The sequence below is a fragment of the Haloarcula pellucida genome (assembly GCF_014647235.1).
Taxonomy (GTDB): Archaea; Halobacteriota; Halobacteria; order Halobacteriales; family Haloarculaceae; genus Haloarcula; species Haloarcula pellucida.
The window spans coordinates 441,046-460,540 of sequence record NZ_BMOU01000004.1; the positions used below are offsets into that span (position 1 = coordinate 441,046).

17 protein-coding genes and 2 pseudogenes are annotated in these 19,495 nt (G+C 67.7%); 8 read left to right on the top strand and 11 right to left on the bottom strand.

The window, feature by feature from the left end:
• Positions 1–288: 288 nt before the first annotated feature.
• Positions 289–3,168: an N-6 DNA methylase gene (locus IEY28_RS14430; RefSeq protein WP_188999097.1), complete on the bottom strand. Its 2,880-nt coding sequence runs from the start codon at positions 3,166–3,168 to the stop codon at positions 289–291.
• Positions 3,169–3,296: 128 nt separating this feature from the next.
• On the opposite strand from IEY28_RS14430, the gene IEY28_RS14435 reads away from it, so the two are divergent.
• Both IEY28_RS14435 and IEY28_RS14440 read left to right on the top strand, forming a co-directional pair.
• Positions 3,297–4,262 (top strand): nucleoside hydrolase, encoded by a 966-nt coding sequence (locus IEY28_RS14435; protein ID WP_420842328.1) that lies wholly within the window; start codon positions 3,297–3,299, stop codon positions 4,260–4,262.
• A 158-nt stretch (positions 4,263–4,420) separates the two neighbouring features.
• Positions 4,421–6,097, top strand: coding sequence for an asparagine synthase-related protein (locus IEY28_RS14440; protein WP_188999105.1), 1,677 nt, complete (start codon positions 4,421–4,423; stop codon positions 6,095–6,097).
• 45 nt (positions 6,098–6,142) lie between these two features.
• Here IEY28_RS14440 and IEY28_RS14445 read toward each other — a convergent pair whose 3' ends face one another.
• Positions 6,143–7,390 (bottom strand): sulfatase-like hydrolase/transferase, encoded by a 1,248-nt coding sequence (locus IEY28_RS14445; RefSeq protein ID WP_188999111.1) that lies wholly within the window; start codon positions 7,388–7,390, stop codon positions 6,143–6,145.
• Between the two features lie 139 nt (positions 7,391–7,529).
• On the opposite strand from IEY28_RS14445, the gene IEY28_RS14450 reads away from it, so the two are divergent.
• Positions 7,530–7,766, top strand: coding sequence for a hypothetical protein (locus tag IEY28_RS14450; protein WP_188999114.1), 237 nt, complete (start codon positions 7,530–7,532; stop codon positions 7,764–7,766).
• Positions 7,767–7,926: 160 nt separating this feature from the next.
• On the opposite strand, the gene IEY28_RS14455 is transcribed toward IEY28_RS14450, so the two are convergent.
• Positions 7,927–8,121, bottom strand: a complete 195-nt coding sequence (locus IEY28_RS14455; RefSeq protein WP_166971884.1) for a hypothetical protein — start codon at positions 8,119–8,121, stop codon at positions 7,927–7,929.
• Between the two features lie 148 nt (positions 8,122–8,269).
• A pseudogene (locus tag IEY28_RS21050) lies at positions 8,270–8,452 on the bottom strand (hypothetical protein); the annotation flags it as partial.
• Between IEY28_RS21050 and IEY28_RS14460 the strand changes: the two are divergent.
• Entirely contained in the window at positions 8,442–8,597 is a 156-nt protein-coding gene (locus IEY28_RS14460; RefSeq protein WP_188999117.1) for a hypothetical protein, read from the top strand. The pseudogene IEY28_RS21050 and the gene IEY28_RS14460 overlap by 11 nt on opposite strands.
• On the opposite strand, the gene IEY28_RS14465 is transcribed toward IEY28_RS14460, so the two are convergent.
• From IEY28_RS14465 to IEY28_RS14480, 4 genes are all read right to left on the bottom strand, one after another.
• Entirely contained in the window at positions 8,598–9,059 is a 462-nt protein-coding gene (locus IEY28_RS14465) for a nucleoside deaminase (protein WP_188999120.1), read from the bottom strand.
• A gap of 185 nt (positions 9,060–9,244) precedes the next feature.
• Positions 9,245–9,772, bottom strand: a complete 528-nt coding sequence (locus tag IEY28_RS14470; protein ID WP_166971894.1) for an HTH domain-containing protein — start codon at positions 9,770–9,772, stop codon at positions 9,245–9,247.
• A gap of 96 nt (positions 9,773–9,868) precedes the next feature.
• Positions 9,869–10,978 carry a pyruvate dehydrogenase (acetyl-transferring) E1 component subunit alpha gene (gene pdhA, locus IEY28_RS14475; protein ID WP_188999123.1) on the bottom strand — a complete coding sequence of 370 codons (1,110 nt, stop codon included), beginning with the start codon at positions 10,976–10,978 and terminating at the stop codon, positions 9,869–9,871.
• Between the two features lie 51 nt (positions 10,979–11,029).
• A complete protein-coding gene (locus IEY28_RS14480) occupies positions 11,030–11,686 on the bottom strand; it encodes a sugar phosphate isomerase/epimerase family protein (RefSeq protein WP_188999126.1) in 657 nt (218 codons plus the stop codon).
• Between the two features lie 184 nt (positions 11,687–11,870).
• Between IEY28_RS14480 and IEY28_RS14485 the strand changes: the two genes are divergently transcribed.
• From IEY28_RS14485 to IEY28_RS14495, 3 genes are read left to right on the top strand one after another with little or no spacing between them, the layout of a single operon-like run.
• The gene (locus IEY28_RS14485) at positions 11,871–12,938 is read left to right on the top strand and encodes a thiamine ABC transporter substrate-binding protein (RefSeq protein WP_188999129.1); all 1,068 of its coding nucleotides are present in this window, start codon (positions 11,871–11,873) and stop codon (positions 12,936–12,938) included.
• A 1-nt stretch (position 12,939) separates the two neighbouring features.
• Positions 12,940–14,757 (top strand): ABC transporter permease, encoded by a 1,818-nt coding sequence (locus tag IEY28_RS14490; RefSeq protein WP_188999132.1) that lies wholly within the window; start codon positions 12,940–12,942, stop codon positions 14,755–14,757.
• Positions 14,747–15,820 (top strand): ABC transporter ATP-binding protein, encoded by a 1,074-nt coding sequence (locus IEY28_RS14495; protein ID WP_188999135.1) that lies wholly within the window; start codon positions 14,747–14,749, stop codon positions 15,818–15,820. The genes IEY28_RS14490 and IEY28_RS14495 overlap by 11 nt, the downstream gene beginning before the upstream one ends.
• A 1-nt stretch (position 15,821) precedes the next feature.
• Here the strand turns inward: IEY28_RS14495 and IEY28_RS14500 are convergent, their stop codons facing one another.
• Entirely contained in the window at positions 15,822–16,100 is a 279-nt protein-coding gene (locus IEY28_RS14500) for a HalOD1 output domain-containing protein (RefSeq protein WP_188999138.1), read from the bottom strand.
• 52 nt (positions 16,101–16,152) lie between these two features.
• The gene (locus IEY28_RS14505) at positions 16,153–17,712 is read right to left on the bottom strand and encodes a helix-turn-helix domain-containing protein (RefSeq protein ID WP_188999141.1); all 1,560 of its coding nucleotides are present in this window, start codon (positions 17,710–17,712) and stop codon (positions 16,153–16,155) included.
• A gap of 381 nt (positions 17,713–18,093) precedes the next feature.
• On the opposite strand from IEY28_RS14505, the gene IEY28_RS14510 reads away from it, so the two are divergent.
• A complete protein-coding gene (locus tag IEY28_RS14510; protein ID WP_188999144.1) occupies positions 18,094–19,191 on the top strand; it encodes a CapA family protein in 1,098 nt (365 codons plus the stop codon).
• Between the two features lie 4 nt (positions 19,192–19,195).
• Here the strand turns inward: IEY28_RS14510 and IEY28_RS14515 are convergent.
• Positions 19,196–19,495: pseudogene (locus tag IEY28_RS14515) on the bottom strand (hypothetical protein); the annotation flags it as partial.

The window sequence follows — 19,495 nt, forward strand, 5'->3', positions numbered from 1 at the left end:
ACAGTCGAAACACGGATAATGCCCTCACAATAGCACAGTATCTGAACGTTTGAGTAACTGAGTAACAAGTCCAAACGGCAGTCTCCCCCGCCCCAACTCTGATTCGCGCAACGCGCACAGTCGATTAAACAGCCGATTCGTCGAATTGCGGGCGGAAACAACAGCGACGAAAACGCGTATGTTAGCTAGTGACAAATAGTCTATTTCTTGGAGTCTCTAATGTGACATGCGCCGGACATAGGCCCGGTGAGTAGTATCAGAAGTCCTCCCTTTCTTTCCCGTGACCGCTCAGAACTCGCGCAGACTCGCGTTGTAGTCGCTCTCGGGTTCGAATTCGGGAATCAGCGAGTCCAAGTCGTAGTCGTCGAGATCGTCGACGGCTCGCACCTGCACGTTCTCGGACGCGGCCCCGTCGACGCGCTGGCGGACCATCCCGCGGTGGGCCGCCTGCAACTCTCCGGGCGACATGTCCAACTCCAGAAAGTCCAGCAACGCCGCGTCGAGGCCGTCTTGAGCCCCGCGCTCCCCCCGCACCAGCGCCCGTCCGGCCCGAGAAATCCGGTCTCTGATTTCGTCGCTCATCAGGTCGGGGTTCGGCACGGGCACCGAGGCCACCTCGTAGGTGAGTAGTTGGAGCGCCCCGCCGCCTTCGTGGCGACCCCACAGTTCGAGCAGAATCTTGTACACCGTCGAGTTGAGGACGTGGGGCAGGACGTTCTCGTGGTCGGTGACGTCGACACACTGGATGGCGTTCGTCGGCGCGAACCCGCCGGCGTTCTCGACGGTGAACACCCGTTCGTTGTAGAACACCGGGTGGAGTACGTCGGGGACGAGCAGCTCGCCGAGGTTGAACCACGGCGTGTGGGTGGAGACGGTACGTCCGTCAGGGACGCCCTCGTCCTCGCCGTATTCGAGATACCGAAGGGTGGAGTGATAGCCGTCCTCGCGTAACTGGTCTTTGACGGCCGCCGCGAGGTCCGGCGTCGACCGGAGGCCAGTCCAGTCGGCTTCGAACGCCTCGACGTACTCGTGGAAGTCCAGCAGATACTGGCCCGTCTCGTCCAGCCGAGCGGAGTCGATGTCCCGAATCGACCGTATGGCGGGTCGCAGGAACCGCTCGTCGACGCCCCACTGGGCGACGTCGTCCTCGTCCAGCAGGAAGAAGCCGTTGTGGCCCGTCTTGTTGCCGAAGGCGACGTCGGCGAAGGCGTCCAGCCGCCGGGTCTTCTCGCTGTTCACGAGCGGAACGAACGGACTCGGCCCGTAGAGGTAGTAGCCGAGTTTCTGGCCGCCCTGCTCCGCCAAGTGTTGCTGGGGCACGCTGGTGACGCGGTACTCGTCGTGGGTCTCGATGTCGAACAGTCGGTCGTCCGGGACGGAACGGTGGGAGCCAGCGACCGAAGCGAGCGTCTCCGGCGGCAGTCGCTCTTTCACCCGGACGAAGTCCGTCGTCGTCTCCCGACGCGCCCGTTCGTCCGCGCATTTCTCGACGAACAGGAGGACGGTGTCGACGAGCGCCGAGAACGCCCTGTCGGCGAATCCGACGACGGCGTGGACCTTCGTCTGGTCGTAGAGGAACTCCTGAAAGGACTCGCCGTACTTCGTCGTCAGCCACTTCGTCGGGACGACGACGCCGAGTCGGCCCCCCTCCCTGAGGAACCGTAGCGCGTGCGTGACGAAGTAGACGTACGCATCGGACTGCTTCGATAGCTTCCCCGCGCCGCTGTAGTAGGGCGTCGCGTCCTCGGGACCGTACGCCCGTAGGTGTTCACGGAAGTGCTCTTTGTCCGGCGAGAGGTCCTCTTGGCGGATGTACGGCGGGTTTCCCACGACCGCATCGAACGACCCCGGCCGACGCCTCTCGGTCCCGGCGTCGGGAAGCCGTTCGTCGCGCGGTGAGACGTCGAAAAAGGAGTCGGCGAGCGTATGGACCGCCTCGGTCTGCTCGCGAACGGTCCGAGACGAGAGGTTCAGCGCGGTGAGACGGAGGGGGAAGCGATTGACGTCGACGGCGACGAGGTTGTCGAGTGCCTCCTGATGGGTCGCCGTCGACGACCCGTCTCGGATGCGGTGGTACGCTTCGACGGGAAACGTCCCACTGCCCGAGGCCGGGTCGAGCACTCGTGGAACCCGGTCGCCGTCCGACTGGAGGGTCCAGTCGCATATCGCCGCCGCCACGTCGGGGTGCGTGTAGAACTGCCCCTGTGCCTTGCGCTCGCTCGCGGGGACGAGTCGTTCGTACAGTTCCCCCAGCACGTCCTCCTCGACGTCCGAGAGCGCCGTCGCGTCGAGACGGTCCAGTAGCGTCCCGAGCGCGGTCCGCGTGTCCGCGTCGTGCGGAAACGACGCGAACAGCGAGCGACCGCTCTCGACTTCCGGGTCGTGGTCGAGTTCGCACCGGCCTTCGAGGTGGTGTTCGACGCTGTCCACAGCGACCCCGTCGACCAGTGATCCGACCGTCACCCCGGGTTCGGCCGAGTCGGGTGGTTGTTCACAGAGCACGTCGAGAAACAGCGCCTCGGTCGCTAACAGGTAGGCGTACTGTTTCGCAGCGAGTGTGAATCGTGCATCCGCGTCGAGTGGCGCGTAGTCGTTCGCCTCGACCCACGCGTCGAACCCCGCCGTGAACGACGGGTTCGTTTCGTAGGAGTCCCGTGCGAGCGTTCGGAGTCGGGGCCAGACGGCACCGTGAAACGACTGAACGGTGCCGAGTAGCCGTTTTCGCGCCGCCTGTTCCGGGAGGGTGACGTCGGCGGCGAGCGACCGAACCGCGTCGAGGAGCGCCGGAAGGCGGCCGTCGAGCGTCGGGTCCCCGAGGTCGACGGGGCGAAAGTCGAGGTAGTAGTACGCGCCGGCAGCGGCGTCGGCGTCCGCAAAGAGAAAGAGGTCACGGGCGTTGCAGGTGGCGACGTGGTCGACGCCCGCCTCGGCCGCGTACTCACACGCTCGCTCGACGACATCGGCAGCCAGCGGCCCCGCCGTCTCACTCGTGACCACGACGGCCAGTCCCCCAGTCCGCGCGGACTCGACGACGATAGCCGCCCGCTTCTCGCCGACGTCCTCGTCGAGAGAGACGGCGTCGAACGGCGTCGCGGCATCACGGACGTACTCCCGAAATCGGGCGCGAAGGCGGCGACGGAAGTCCGCTGCCGACGGGTCGCTCGACATAGAGAGTCCATCCGACCGCGTCGTCTTCACTGTGTGGGTCGCTAACGAACGCAGGGTTCGACGGGAGCGCCGCACCGCTAGCTACGTCGGAGACGCCCCGCCGCGAGAATTAAGTCCGGACCGTGTGTATTACTGACGTGGTAGAAAGGCTCATCATCGACACGGACACCGCGGGCGACGACACGCAAGCCATTCTCATGGCCGCCCTCGCCGACGCCATCGACGTGGAGGCGCTGACCATCGTCGCCGGTAACGTCGAGTTCGAGTACGAGGTCGAGAACGCGAAGTACACGCTCGATCTGGCGGGCGTCGCCGACGCGGTGCCGGTCTACGAGGGAGCGCGTCGTCCGCTACTCAAGGACTTCGAACACGTCGACCACGTCCACGGCGACGGGGGGTTGGGCGGTGACCTCTATCCCGATACGGGCATCCCCTCGGCGGACGGCCACGCCGTCGACGCCATCGTCGAGACGGTCCGGGCATCGCCCGGCGAGGTGAGTCTGGCCTGTATCGGCCCGCTGACCAACGTCGCGATGGCGATCCGACGCGAACCCGACCTGAACGAGTTGCTGGACGAGGTGTGGGTGATGGGCGGGGCGGTGAACACGCTGGGCAACGACACGCCCGCCGCGGAGTTCAACTTCTGGGTCGACCCCGACGCCGCGAAGATAGTGGTGAACGAACTCGACGTGACGCTCGTAGACTGGGGGCTGACGGTCCGCCACGGGACCATCGACGGGGACGAACTCGACAGGTTCGCCGACGCGGACACGCCCTACGCCGAGTTCTTTACCGCGATCACGAGCCACGCCCGCGAGTTCTCGAAAGAGCGGTTCGGCGTCGACGCCGCCACTCAACCGGACACGCTCGCGATGGCGTGTCTCGTCAACCCCGACCTCGTGACGGAGGCGGGGACGTACTTCGTCGACGTGGACGAACGCGAGGGGATGACCCGGGGGTACAGCCTCGTCGACGAACTCGGCATCACCGACGGCGAACCACGGACTCGCGTCGTCGAATCCGTCGACGGAGACGTGTTCGACCAGATGGTCGCTGACATGCTCTTAGCCGGGGACCCCGAGCAGTCGCTGTGAGTCACGGCCTCGCTCGCGTCGGCGCTGTAGCGCGCCGAGTGCTGCTTGGGTCCGAACAGGACCCGTGACAGAACGACTACCGCTGTGGTCGACGTGTTCCTTGGTGCGAATTAGGCGGCTGATAAGGAAGGGAATCCTGTCGGTGGTTCATACGTTGCATGCATGACGCCCTCCACGTCGTCTGGGCCTCCCCGACGGCGAACCGTGTCGTGACACAGGATGGAACGTGGATACTCGCCGGTACTCGACCGAACAGACTGGCCGAGCAAATCGAGACCGGGGCCGACGTCGACGACATCGTCGAAGGGTTCGACGCGGACGACGCCGTCGCGGTCCGAATCGGGGACGACGGGCGACTCGACGCCTACCGGAGCGTCACGGCGACGCGAAACGTCTACGTCGCGGACGTTCCGGACGGACCGGTCGTCGTCGCCGACTGCTTCCGGAACGCACTCGCGGAACTCCCCGTCGAGGACCGCACGGTATCCCAGCGGGCGGTCGCCGACCACCTGCTCTTTCGGAACCCCATCGAACCGGAGACGTACGTCGAGGCGATTCGGGGGCTAGAACACGGGTGTCACCTCACCTACGACCCGGCGACCGGTGACCGACAGACGCGCCTCGTCGATCGCCTCGACCCCGATGGCGAGACCGCCGTCGACACCGCGCCATCGCGAATCCACGACGTACTGACGACGGTTCTCGACGAGACGCTTCCGGACCGTCGGGTTCGGAACATGCTCTCGGGCGGCGTCGACTCGACGCTGCTTCACACCTACCTCGGTGACGCACCCGCTCTCGTCATGGCGACGGACTCGCCGGAGTTCGCCTCGGAGGTCGACGCCGCGGACAGAGCGGTGGCGATGCTGGACGTGCCGACCGACCGCCACGACGTCGCGGAGTCGGCGTTCCTCTCACATCTCGAAGCGAGCGTCGACGCACTCGGGTTTCCGTCCCACTACAACCAGACGGTACTCACCGACGCCGTGTTCAGGGCCGCCGAGAGCGGGGTCTACGTCAACGGAGAGGGTGCCGACGCGCTGTTTGGCCTGCCCGCGGTGAAGGGTGCACGCGTCGCCGACCGCCTCGCGCCGCTGTTTGCCGCCCCCGGTCTGACCACGCTGTGGCGACGTGGCGTCGCGAGCGTCCTGCCGCGAGCGACGCACCTCCCAGACATCGCGTCGTGGCTGGACCGACCGATCACGGACCCATCGGCGTTCGCCCAGCGGTTGCCGTTCTACACCGACCCCGAAGTAGTAGCGCAGTGTACCGACGAAGCGACCGTCGAGTCGCGGTTCCGACGACAGACCGAGTACGTGCAACGGCGCGTCGAGCGATCCTCGGGCGGGCGGTTCGTCGACCACGCGGAACTCGGTCATCTGCTGAGTGCGTTCCGCCACAACGCCGCCGAACAGTGGCGCCAACTGGGCTACGTCCACGGACACGAACTCGTCGCCCCGTTCAAGACCCGACGACTGACCGCCTGTGCGCTCTCGGTGCCACCGGCGAGACGCTACGTCGGCGGTCGGGGATCGTTCACCCCGAAACACCTCCTCAAGTCGCTCCTGAAGCGACGGCTGCCGGCCTATCCGGTCCGTCAGCCGAAAGGTGCCGGCTCACTCCCCGTCGAGCGCTACTTCGAGGACGGACCGCTGACGAACGTCTTCGAGCGGTACGACCCGCCCGAGTTCGTCCCGGCGGCGATGTACGAGGACCACGTCGAACAGTTCGGTCCGGTGACGTGGAATCTCATCACCTTCGCCATCTGGCGCGACCGCGTGTTGCAAAATCCCGACCTCTCGCGGGTCGAGGGAACGACTGTCGTCGAGGCGTAACGGCGACCGGCAGAGTCCGTACACCGGTTCGTCGCGACTCGCTCGCTACACCCGCCCGCTCTCGGCGAGCTCCGCTGCGGCGGCGACGACCCGCTCTTTCTCCGATTGGGACCCGAGCCAGAAGTCGACGAGGTCCTGCCCGACCGCCCGAAGGTCCTCGTCGTCGACCTCCGCATCCTCGCCGTCGGTCAAGTCGTACAGTTCCCGGTCGTCGGGCGACCAGATGTACTTCCAATCTTTCCCGCGGACGGCGACGTTCGGCATCCGCGTCGAGGAGTAGACGTAGGGCTCTGTGAGTCGCTCGGGGACTGACTCGTCACCGCTGGCGAGGCCGTGCAACAGCGCCGGGAGACGACTGAGCGAGAACGGTTCCTCGACGCGACCGGACGGCCCGTTACAGACCACGAGCGGCACGTTCACGAGGTGTTCGTACAGTTGCCGGCCGTGGCCGTACATCCCGTGTTCACCGAAGGCCTCACCGTGGTCGCCGTGGACGACGAACAGCGGGTCCTCGCCCACCTCGTCAGTGAGGAACGAGAGGAACTCGTCGGTGTACGCAAGCGAGTTCTCGTAGGCCGTGGTCAACACGTCGTGGAGGATGGACTCGAACGGCAAGTCCCGACTCAGGAACAGCCCCATGTTGGCGGGATAGGTCTTGAGTCGGGACTGTGTCCGGTACTCCTTCGGCGGAAGGTAGGGGAGGTGGCTGTCGACCAGAAACACCCAGAGAAAGTACGGGTCGTCGGCCTGTGCCGTCCACTCGGTGATTTCGTCTGCGAGCGCTTCCCACGACATGAACATGTCCTGTCCCTGCCACCAGTTGGCGGCGTTCATCGCCAGCGTCCCGATGGTACTCTCCTGTTCGCCCCCTTCGAGGAGGTCGCTCGACGCGTCGTTCTCCATGAAGTCCTCGAAGCGGTCGAACCCCTCGTCGAACCCGAAGTACCGCGAGGTCCACGGGTTCGCGGTGAACGCGGCCGTCTCGTAGCCGCGTTCGGAGAACTCCTCGGCGACGCTCCGTCGGGCGGCCATGTGTTCGCGGACGTGCGCTTTCATGTCCTCGCGGGTCGCACCGGCGGCGTCCGGCCGTTCGACCGGGTCCGTCCCCGTCAGAAAGGAGGTGGCCGACGCGAACGTCGCGGCACCCGGGGCGACGGCGTTCTCGAACACCAATCCGTCCTCGGCGTGGGCCGCGAGCGTCGGCATCGTGTCGGTATCGCCGGCTGCGACGCCACAGTAGTCGGTACGGAAACTATCGATAGTGACGAGGACCACGCTCTGGTCGTCGGGCATGTGCCATCTGGGAGTCAGAGAGCGTGGGTTATTATTCAGCAGATAAGTCGACTGTTTCAGCCGATAAACACGCAATTTGTGCGGCGGAGCGTCTGAACGGTTGCTGGCGTTTTTACGATAGCCCGCACTCTCATCGTCCATGCCACGCTCCGATGTCCCCGCGGAGAGCGTCACCCGCGTCGAACTCCCGACGGCACTCGTCGACGACGTCGAACAGCGACTCCAGTACACCGACTTCGAGGACGCGAGCGCCTACGTCGAGTTCGTCGTCGAGGAAGTACTGGCGTCCGTCTCGGACGGCGAGGACGCGAGCTACGACGCCGTCGACCGAGAGGAAGTCGAGAGCCGACTCGAATCGCTGGGCTACATGGAGTGACGTCGCCGGAGGACGACACGAGTCAACCACCGGTTCGTCTGTACGTAGCTGGCGATAACGTGGCGTTAACACCGCAATAACGCCGCTCAACGCCGCTATCGCCGCGTTACCTCGCGGTTAGTGCGCTATTGACCGACGATAGGCAGTGCCTCGGTGCCCGTTATCGGAGCCGTCGAACCAGTCGGAGCAACACCGACGCGGCCGTACCGATACCGGGGACGCGCCGCGAGAGGGCGGCGGCACCGAGCAGTACGAGGCCACTCTTGGTTCGGCCGCGGACGAACGCGAACGCGGCGTCGACGAGCGTCGAGAGCACGCTGAGTCTGTTCAGCGGCGAGTCGTGGACAGTAGTCATCGTCTCGCCCGTAGGTACCGCGTCCGGTCGGATATAGCCCCGGCCGGAGTATGCATGCCGTCGGCGACTCGCTCGGACGGGTCACGGCGGTGCCGTCGCGTCGACGGCCCGGTCGAGAAACGCCGGGTCGTAGGCCCCCCTCGACGTGGGTCACGTGCCAGAGGCCCGACGACCGAATGTCGGGGCTCCTGCTGTGATGGCCGAGCCAGTCGTCGGCGCGAGCCATCGTGTACCCGAGCTCGGCCAGCTGTCTCAAGTCTCTTTCCCACCTGCGAGTGCCGCACCAACCGCTTTGAGGGAGGCCGCCGTAGAGTCGCCGTATGTCTCTCATCCAGTACTACGACGAGATAGAGCCCGTGACGATGCTCGTCGTCGGCTTCGTCTTGTTCGTCATCCCCGAACCGGCCACCTCCGCACTCGGCGCTGGCCTCATGTTGCTCGGGAGCGCGTGGTGGTTCTACGAGTGGCAGCGGTGACTACCAGTCGAACGCCTCGTGTATCGCCCGCCCCTCCTCGTGTAAGACCGGACCGACCACCTCGGTGACGCCGGCCAGAATCGCCGCCGACTGGACGGGCGCGCTCTGGTCCGTGAAGTCGCCGATGTCCCGGCCGCCGACGCTGTAGACGACCCGACCGAGACCGGCGTGGCGGATGCCGCCGGCACACATCGGACACGGTTCCGTGCTGGTGTACATGACCGTCTCGGCGCGTTCCTCGGGCGACAACTCGCGACGGGCCCGCATCGCGAGGTCGAGTTCGGGGTGGCGTCGCACGTCCTCCTCGGAGACGACGCGGTTCGACGCCGCCATCACTATCCGGTCGTCCCTGACGAGGACGGACCCGAACGGCCGGTCCCCGCGGTCGGCCGCCTCGCGGGCGAGTTCGAGCGCCCGACGCATGTGCGTCTCGTGGTCGAATTCGTCGAACGAGTCTCTCATACCCGCTGGTCGACCCACAGGCGGGTAAATCGACCGCCTTCGACGGCGAGACCGTCGAGTTGGTCGGTACGTTCGCCGTGCGGGACCGCCGTGTCAGCCGACGGCACATAGACGAGGGAGAAATCGTCGGTCGGTGAACGCGTCTGGTACCGCAAACGCGACGACCGACACCGACGCTGCGGCGCTCACTCCGGCGGTTCGACCGGGGCCTCGACCTGTGCGATGTCGAGGATGAGCGTGTTCTGGGTGTCGTCGATGGCGACGATGGTCCCCGCGACGACGAGGTTGTGCTTCGGCGTCGGCCCGGCCGCGACGGCCTGGCCGACGGAGAACTGGCCGACGGACTGCTGGAGGTGCAGTTGGGCGCGGCACTCCTCGGGGTGGTTGACGGTGGTAAACCGTATCCCATCGACGGTGACGTCGAGTCGCTCGAAGTCACGGGCCACGGTGAGCGACTCCGTCTCGGCGCCGGGGTCCCGACCGAGCGCCGCGTAGGCCTGTTCGGTCGGGACGTAGCCGCCTTCCGGACCGGAGTGGCCTTCGACGAGGCCGAGTTGGGCGAGGCTCTGCATCTGGTTCTGGACGGTGCCCAGACTCCGGTCGACGTCGTCGGCGATGGTCTGGCCTTTCACCGGCCCGTCGGCGGAGCGGTGGTGGTTGACCAGTGCAGTCAGCGTCTGCTCCTGACTGGTGGTCAGGTCGATCTGGACCATACTGGCCCTACCACAACCACGCTCATGTATGTGTGGATACGCGCACGATTGGCGACCGGTCCGCCCGCCGTCCCTCGAATCCACGCGGGCGTGTGGTCATTCGTCCAGCAAGGCGTCGTCGCCGTGGCGCCCACGAAGGTCGGTCAGGTACTCGCGCTGTGCGTCGAGTTCGTCGGTCGACTCGGCGTAGACGTCGGCAAAGAGGTCCGTCGGGTCCGCCGCCACGTCCTCGGCCCGGTCGACGATGTCGGCCAACTCGTCGTCTATCGCCTCGTTCATCGCGTCGAGGCGCTCCTGGTCCAGCAGGCCACGGTCCCAGAGGAACGCGCCGAACCGGGCCAGCGGGTCCCGGTCGCGCCACTCCTCGACTTCCGCCTCGTCGCGGTACACCTCCGGGTCGTCGGCAGTGGTGTGGGCGCCGAAGCGGTACTGGACCGCCTCTATCAGCGTCGGCCGGGGTTCGTCCTCGGCCGGGTCCAGCGCCCGCTCGCGGGCCGCCTTCGTGACGACGTAGGTGGCCAGCGGGTCCATCCCGTCGACCTGCACGCCGTCGAAGCCGTAGGCGTTCGCCTTCTGGGCGATGGTGGCGCTGGCCGTCTGGCGCTCTCTGGGCACCGAGATGGCCCACTGGTTGTTGTTACAGACGAAGACGGTCGGGGTGTCGAACACGCCGGCGAAGTTCATCGCCTCGTGGAAGTCACCCTCCGAGGTGGCGCCGTCACCGAAGTGGACCACGCCGACCTGCTCGTCGCCGTCGCGTTTGGCCGCCCACGACCACCCGACTGCGTGGGGGATGTGGGCCGCGATGGAGATGTTCAGCGGGAAGACGTTCACGTCGGCGAGCGCGGCGTTGCCCCGTTCGTAGCCCATCCAGTACAGCAGATACTCCCACGGGAGGCCGCGGGCGACCAGCGCCCCGTGTTCACGGTACTGATAGAACAGCGTGTCAGTGTCGGCCAGCGCGTACGTCGACCCGACCTGTGCCCCCTCTTGGCCGGCCAGCGAGGAGTACGTCCCCAGTCGGCCCTGCCGCTGGAGGCTTATCATGCGCTCGTCGAACCGACGGGCAAACCGCATGTCCCGGTACATCTCGACGAGTTCCGCGTCGTCGAGGTCCGGGAGGAGGTCCGGCGCGACTACCTCGCCGTCGGGGTCTAGCACCTGCACGCGGTCGTCGGGGGCCCGGTCGAGCACGTCGGCTGACATCCTGTCGGGACAATCGGCGCAGACCGAGAAAAAGGTGTGTCCGAGGGCGCGTCAGCCCACCCACTCTCGAACCTGCCGGAGCGCGTCGGTCTGGTGGTCGGGCATCACTTCGAGGACGACGCGCCCGTCGAAGTGGGCGTCGAGGAGTCGGGCGGTGCGTTCGAGGGGCACCGCCCCGGCACCGACCGGGAGGCCGTCCTCGGTCGGCGTCGCGTCGTTGAAGTGGACCACGCGAACCCGGTCGCCGTCGGCTCGGAGGAGGTCCGTCAGGCCGTCGAGGTAGTCGGGTTGAGACATGAACAGGTGTGCCGTGTCCAGCACGAGGTCGTGGCCCCGGTCTAGCACGAGATTCCGGAGGTGGAACGTGCTCGCGCCGGGGTTGTTCTCGTAGCCGTACGGGGCGTCGAAGTCGTACCCCTCCAGCGTGTCGACGTGCGTGTGCTGGGCGTACTGGCTGTGGACGACGAGGTAGGCGTCGAGGCGGGCGGCCAGCGCGTCGCTCCGGCGGAACGGCTCGGCGTCGTCCGGGCGGGCGTGGAGCGTGTGCACCGTGGCGGCGTCGACGGGCGCGGCCTCGACCGCCGCGGCCGTCGCCGCCACGTCCGCCAAGTCGGCGGGGCGGAGGTGGAGTTCGACGCTGTCGAAGCCACGGTCGGCCGCGGCGTCGAGCGAGTTCGGGTCCGGCGGGCACTTGCCGACGAGGTCCATCGCGTCGAGCTACGCCGCCCGGCACCTAAAACTCGGTCCCGGGTGCCCACCGACCCGAGCGCACGCCGTCCTCCTGTTCGGCTGAGTCCGGCGAGACGGCCCGGCGAACGGTCTGTTCTGCGGACTCACACCGCGTTTCCGGAGAACACGGGGGTTAAGTACCACTGGGTGTGACCACGCCGTAATGGAGAGACGCAGTTTCCTCGCGGCGGCCGGCGCGACGGTCGCGACGTCGCTGGCAGGGTGTAGCGGTATCGGGACCACGGGCGAGACGAGTACCGAGAGCAAGCAGACGCTCGTCGTCGGCACCTACAGCCCGTTCATCGACGCGCCCTCCTCCAGCCCTGGTGCGTGGCTCAAAGAGCAGTTCGAGAGCGAGTTCGACGCCCGACTGGTGTGGCAGACGCCGAGCAACGAACTCAACCACTACATCGAGCGCAAGAAAGCCGGCGTCGACGTCGAGGCCGACCTCTACGTGGGGCTCAACGCCGACGACCTCGTTCGCGTCGACGAGACGCTCGACGAGTCGCTGTTCGCCGACGCCGGCGGCGTGAGCGGACAGGGTGACATAAAAGACGGCCTCACGTTCGACCCGGAGGGTCGCGCGGTTCCGTTCGACACCGGCTACGTCAGCCTCGTCTTCGACGGCACGGCGACGACGGCCCCGGAGAGCTTCGAGGGGCTACTGGCCGAGGACCACGCCGGCGACCTCATCACGCAGAACCCGAGCAGTTCCGACACCGGCCGCGCGTTCATGCTCCACACCGTCAAGCAGTTCGGCGCCGACGGCTACCTCGACTACTGGGCCGACCTCCAGGACAACGACGTCCGCGTGCTGGGGTCGTGGGACGACTCGTACAGCGCGTGGTCGGAGGGCGAGGCCCCCATCGTCACCTCCTACTCCACCGACCGGGTGTACGCCAACCGCTACGACCAGAATCTGAAGAAACACCGTATTCGCTTCCTGAACGACCAGGGATACGCCAACCCCGAGGGGATGGCCGTCTTCGAGAACGCGAACGAACCCGACCTCGCTCGCGAGTTCATGCAGTTCCTCCTGCGTCCCGAGGTACAGGGCGAAATCGCGGTGCGGAACGTTTCGTTCCCGGCGACGACAGACGCCAAGTTGCCCAGCGACTACGCGGAGTTCGCGCTGGAACCGCCGGAACCGGTGACGTTCACCTACGACGAACTGCAGGGCTCGGTCAGCGGGTGGGTAGACGACTGGAGCCAGCAGTTCGCCCAGAACTGACGTGCCCGACGCCGCCGACGGGACGGGGGCGGGCCGCAGGGCCGGAGAGAACCGGGTCCGCGCTCGCCTCGAACGGTACGTGCTCCCGGCGGTAGCCGTCGGGACGGTGGCGCTCTTGCTCGTCGTCTTCTACTACCCGGTGGCGACGGTGTTCGTCGACAGCGTCCTCGTCGAGGGGCAGGCGACACTCTCGGTGTTCGTCAGCATCCTCACCGACCCGTTCTACGTCGGTGACCTCGCGGGGCTGGCGGCGGGCGAGTCGCCGCTGGCCGTGCTCGGAGACCTGCTATCGGCGGACCGGCGACTCGGCGTCGTCGGGTTCACCGCGTATCAGGCGGCGCTCTCCTCGGTGGCGAGCGTCGTCCTCGGACTGCCGGCGGCGTACCTGCTGGCCCGCTACGAGTTCCCCGGCCGGCGGACCCTGCGCTCGCTGACCATCCTGCCGTTCGTCCTCCCCTCCATCATGGTCGCGGTGGGATTCGTCGCCACGTTCGGCCAGAGCGGAACGCTGAACGCCGTGCTGGGCGCACTCGGCCTCGGGGCGGTCGACCTGCTGTTCACGCTGGAGGCCGTGATAATCGCCCACGCGTTCTACAACGCGCCGCTGGTCGCCCGCGTGACGACGGCGGCGTGGGAGTCCGTCGACGCCAGCGCCGTCGAGACGGCCCGGAGTCTGGGGGCGAGTCCGCGCCGGGCGTTTCTGGACGTGGTCGCGCCGCAACTGTACCCCTCGGTGCTGATGGGCGCGGCGCTTACCTTCGTGTTCACGTTCGGCACGTTCCCCATCGTCCTCGCGCTGGGCGGGTTCCAACTCGCGACGGTCGAAGTGTTCGTCTATCAGTTGCTACGGGACTTCGAGTACGCCGAGGCCGCCGCGCTCGCTATCGTCGAACTGGTCATCTCGCTCGGACTGCTGTACGCCTACCTCCGGTACGAGGCGCGCCACAGCGCCCGGTCGCGCGGCATCCGACCGCTCCCGCGGCGGCCGCTTCGTCCGCCGTCACGCTCGCTCGGTGATCTGCTCCCGCGGGCGGGCCTCGCGGCGTACGGCGTCGTCGCCCTGACCGTCTTCGTCGCCCCCATCGCCAGCATGGTGTACGCGAGCGTGAGCGGGCCGGACGGCCTGACGCTGGCCCACTACGAGTTCCTCGTCCGGCGACAGGCGACGGCTGCGGCCTTTCAGGTGACGCCGTGGGACGCCGTTCGCAACTCGCTCGCCTTCGGCGTCGGGTCGCTCATGCTGGCTCTGCCGATGGGCGTCGTCGTCGCCGTCCTCACCACCCGCGAGTACCGCGGGCGGAAACTCGTCGACGCCGTCGGGATGGCGCCGCTCGCGGTGTCGAGCATCGTCGTCGGCATCGGCCTGTTGCGAGGGCTGGTGTTCGGCGTCGAAATCGGTGGCACGCGCCTCGCCGTCGGCGGCGCCGTCGCCATCGTCGCCGCCCACGCCGTCTCCGGGTACCCGTTCGTCGTCCGCACCGTCGCCCCCGGACTGGAGAGCGTAGACCAGTCGCTGGTCGAGTCCGCACGGGCGCTCGGCGCGCCCCGCGCACGGGTGCTCACGGACGTGGAGTTGCCGCTGGTGTGGCCGGCCGTCGTCGCCGGCGCCGCCTTCGCCTTCGCCATCTCGGTGGGCGAGTTCTCCGCCACGGTGGTGCTGGCGACCGGCACCGACCAGTTCACGATGCCCGTCGCCATCGAGCGGTTCATCGGCCGCCGACTCGGCCCCGCGACGGCGATGGGCGTCGTCTTGCTCGTCGTGACGGCCGGCAGTTTCGTCGTCATCGACCGACTGGGAGGTGCCGAGGGTGGCTTCTGAGACGCCGGCGGTCGCGCTCGACGGCGTCACCCGACGCTACGGCGACACCACCGCGCTGAAAGGCGTCTCGCTGTCGGTCCGGGAGGGCGAGTTCTTCACGCTCGTCGGTCCCTCTGGCTGTGGCAAGACGACGACGCTCCGCCTGCTCGCGGGGTTCGAGACGCCGACGCACGGCACCGTCAGGTTCGACGGTGAGAGCGTCGCCGGCGTCCCGCCGGAGGCCCGCGACGTGGGCGTCGTCTTCCAGAACTACGCCCTCTTTCCGCACATGAGCGTCGGCGAGAACGTCGCTTACGGCCTGCGCTTTACCGACCCGCCCGGTGGCGTCTCGCGGGACGAACGGGTGTCGACCCTGCTGGAACTGGTCGACCTCGCCGGGGCCGAAGAGCGCGACCCCGACACGCTCTCGGGCGGGCAACAGCAGCGCGTCGCGATGGCCCGGGCGCTCGCACCCGGGCCGGACCTACTCCTGCTGGACGAACCGATGAGCGCGCTGGACGCGAAACTCCGCGAGCGCCTGCGCGTGCAGGTCCGCGAGATTCAGCGGGAACTCGGCATCACGACGGTGTACGTCACCCACGATCAGGAGGAGGCGCTGGCCGTCTCCGACCGCGTGGCGGTCGTCCGCGACGGGCATATCGAACAGGTGGGGACACCACGGGAGATATACCGCGAGCCGGCTACCCGCTTTGTCGCGTCGTTTATCGGCGACAACAACGTCCTCTCTGGCGAGGTGACCGACGTGGGCGTGGGAGCAGATGGCCCTGCCGCGACCGTCGACGTCGGCGGCGAATCGCTCGGCGTCGGTCTCGACAGTCGTGACGGGGTCGCCGTCGGCGACCGCCTCACCTTCTGTCTTCGGCCCGAGCGCCTCTCGCTCTCCGGCGGCGAGACGACGCTCTCGGCGACGGTGACGAGTACGGAATTCCTCGGCGAGACGACGCGTGCCCACCTCGACTGGGGCGGAGAGACGCTTCGATTACGGACTACCGATCCGCCGGACGGCGACGTCGTCGTCGGGTTCGACCCGGCAGACGCACACGTCGTCGCCGTCGAGCGTTGACTCAGTCTCCCAGCGAGGCGTCGGTCGGGTAGACGCGAACGACCCCCTCGTCGTGGACGGTCACCGGGTGGTCGGCGTACTCGAACTGGACGGCTAGCTCCGTCTCGGCGTCGTCGTAGAGGTCGGTGAGTGCATCGCTCGGGAGTGTCCTGTCGAGTGGTCGAAGCGTGGTCGGGTCGACCCCCTTCGCGTCGGCGACGGCCCGCGTCACGGCGACTGCCAGCGGCTCGTCGAGGTCGTCGACATCGCGACAGATCCGGGCCACGGTGTCGGGGAACATGGCTTCATGTACGCTTTCCAACCTGAAAGAGGCCACGGCTCATAAACTAGGGTCAGTCCCCACGTTCGGGTTCGAACACCGCCTCGAACAGTTTCGACTCCGCCGCCCGGAGGTGGTCGTGAAAGGTCGGAGAGGTGATGTCCAGCGACGCTGCGAGTTCCTCGCCGGTGCGCGCTCTCGGCGTCTCGAAGTAGCCGCCGTAGTACGCCGTTCGCGCCACGGTCGCCTGTCGATCGGTGAGCGAGTCGAGGACCCGGTCCTCGACGGCCTCGACGTGGTCCGGGTCGATGTCGACGGTCCGGCGGCCGACCAGTTCCGTCTTCGCTGGCGGCGTCCCGAGCAACTGTGCGGCGTCGGCGGTGTCGGCCGACCGGGGGTACCAGACCTCGACCGTCGCCGTCCCGTCGCTGACGCGCACGTCGGCGAGTCGGCCCGTCCCCTCGGCGACACTCGTAAAGAAGGGGTTGTCGTCGTACAACACCTGCAGTCCGGGCGCGCCATCGCCGTCTGTGAGCGGGACCACTTCCGCGACGCTTTCGTGTGCCTCGGCGGCGTCCGCGACGGCCTCTGGGTCGCCCTCGGTGACGGTGAAGACGGCGAACGGCGCGTCCTCGGTCGCGTTGGCCGACGACAGTTCGAGCGCCGCGTCGGTGGCCGCCGTCGCGGACGTACAGAACTGCTCGGCGCCGGTGAGTTCGACAGTGAATTCGACGAGCGTGTCCGCGAGGAGCGCTTCTCGCGAGCGGAGGGCGTGGATGGCGTCGCCGAGGCGACGCCCGAGGCCGTCTAGCGCGTCACGCTCGAACGTGCCGAACGCGGCCGCGCTGTCGACACCGACGGTGAGGACGCCGTAGGGCGCGCCGTCGTACCGGACCGGAACGGCGATTCTGGCGGTGCGGTCAGTGTCCGGCGACGCGTCCACGGTGGGGGCGTCGTCGCGCCGGGCCGCCTGCTGGATGGTGCAGTCGCCGTCGGTAACGGCGCCCCGTCCCTCGAAATCGACGCCGCTTGCGACGCGCGGTTCGACGGCGTCGTCAGCGGCCGTCGCGTCGCCGATCCAGGCGTAGCTGAACCGGTCGATTTCGGTCAGTCGCTCACAGACGGCCCGTTCCATCTCCTCGCGAGAGGACGCCCCGACCAGCGCCGTGTCGACGTTCCACAGTTCGGCGGTGACGTCGGTGACCCGTTCGATAGTCCGCTCGCGTCTGCGCTGTCTGACTGCGTACACGCCGACGAGCAAGCCGGCGACACAGCCCCAAAGTGCGGTGTAGGAGACGATGAACGCGGGTTTGACGTTGCCCTGCCAGAGCTGGAACCCGAGCGTCCACAGCACCATCAGGGCGACGCCACCGGTCCCGACCAGCGCCCAGCGGGCGACCGTGAGGCGGTCTTCGAGCGGCCCGTCGTCGGTGTAGACGCGGACGCCAGCGCCCACGACGAGGAGGGAGAGCGAGAAGGGAACCGCGTTTTCAAGCAGGGTGAGGACGACGGGGTCGCCCTGTACGAGGGCGTCTTCGGCGACGTCGTAGGACGCGACGGCCGCCATCACGAGACCGAGCGATACGAGCGTCACGGTACCAGCGAGGGCGCGGCGGTCCGAGTCCGTCTCCATCTAGACCTGTTCGGTAGACGTGACGGCCTGAAATTCTTGTGGGGCCGAGAACGTGCGTGAACCGGCTCCGTCCCGCACGCGAGAGAAACTTGGATAGCTTCGGCACCTACGTTCGACCATGCGAGACCGATTCCAAGCGGGCAGTGCGCCGTCGACGCAGGACCACGACGTCGAGTACGAGGCGGTGTCGGTGCCGGGACTCGTCGTCGGCGCGGACGACACCGGGCCCTCGTTGTGGACCCGCGGCGCCGGGGAATCGAGCGAGGTAGTGCAGCGGGCGTTGGACGCCGGCTACGAACTCGACTATCACCACCTCGAATACGCACGGCGGCCAGTCCCGGGAGCGCATTCAAGGGGCCCCCGCACCTCGTCACTGACGAAATGGCACCGACCCGCCGAGCCGTCCTCGCTGCGTCCCTCGCCGGCCTCGGTGGCTGTCTGGGCAGCGTGGACGAGGTTGCCGTCGAGTGTCCGGCCCCCGTCGACGCCGAGGAGACCGCTCGACTGGGGTTCGTCGGCGACGTGATGTTGGGTCGGAACGTCGACGACCGCTGGCGCGACGACCCGACCGGCGTCTGGGACGGGATGACGACCCGTCTCGACGCGCTCGACGGCCTGTTCCTGAATCTGGAGTGCTGTCTCTCCGCCCGCGGCGACCCGCGACCCGGCCGGACGTTCCACTTCCGAGCGCATCCTTCGTGGGCAATTCCGGCCCTGTCGAGTGCCGGCACGGTGTTCGCGAGTCAGGCGAACAACCACGTTCTCGACTTCGGGCCGCGGGCGCTGACCGACACGCTCGCCCATCTGGACGACGCCGGAGTGCACACGGCCGGGTCAGGGCTGGACAGAGAGTCGGCCTTCGGACCGGCCCACCTCACGGTCGGCGAGGTCGACGTCGCCGTCGTCGCTGCTACCGACCAGTCACCGAGTTACGCTGCCCGTGCGGACACAGCAGGGACCGCCTACGCCCCGCTGAGACCGAGCGACCGGCTCACCCGCAACTGGGTCGGCGGCGCGCTGGCACGGGCCCGCGAGCGCGACCCGGACCTGTTGATCGTCTCGCTGCACTGGGGACCCAACTGGGAGACCGCGCCTTCGGAGACCCAGCAGTCGTTCGCCCGATGGCTCGTCGACCGGGGGGCCGACGTCGTCCACGGCCACAGCGCCCACGTGATACAGGGCGTCGAGACGTATCGGGGCCGCCCCATCGTCTACGACGCCGGCGACTTCGTCGACGACTACCTCGTCAAGGACGGCCTCCACAACGACCGGAGCTTCCTGTTCGAACTGGTCGTCCGCGATGGCACGCTCTCGGCGCTGGAACTGGTCCCGGTCGAGATCTCGAACTCGCGGGTGACGCCCGCCGACGACGCGGCCGCGGAGTGGCTACGCGACCGGATGCGTTCGCTCTCGGCCCCGTTCGGCACCACCGTCGAGCGAGCGGGGACGGGGCTCCGAATTCCGCTCGGCGACTGCTGAGCGCTCAGTCGTCGTCCTCGTCGTCGTCCTTCGGCCCAGCGTGGTCGGGCGGCCCGGCGTGGTCCGGCGGGCCACGTTCCTCGTCGTCGTCCTTCGGACCTGCGTGGTCCGGTGGCCCGGCGTGGTCGGGCGGACCACGTTCCTCGTCGTCCTCTTTGCGCTTCTTGTCCCGTCCCCGGTCGTCGTCATCGTCGTGGTCGTCGTCATCGTCGTGGTCGTCGTCATCGTCGTGGTCGTCGTCATCGTCGTGGTCGTCGTCATCGTCGTGGTCGTCGTCATCGTCGTGGTCGTCGTCATCGTCGTG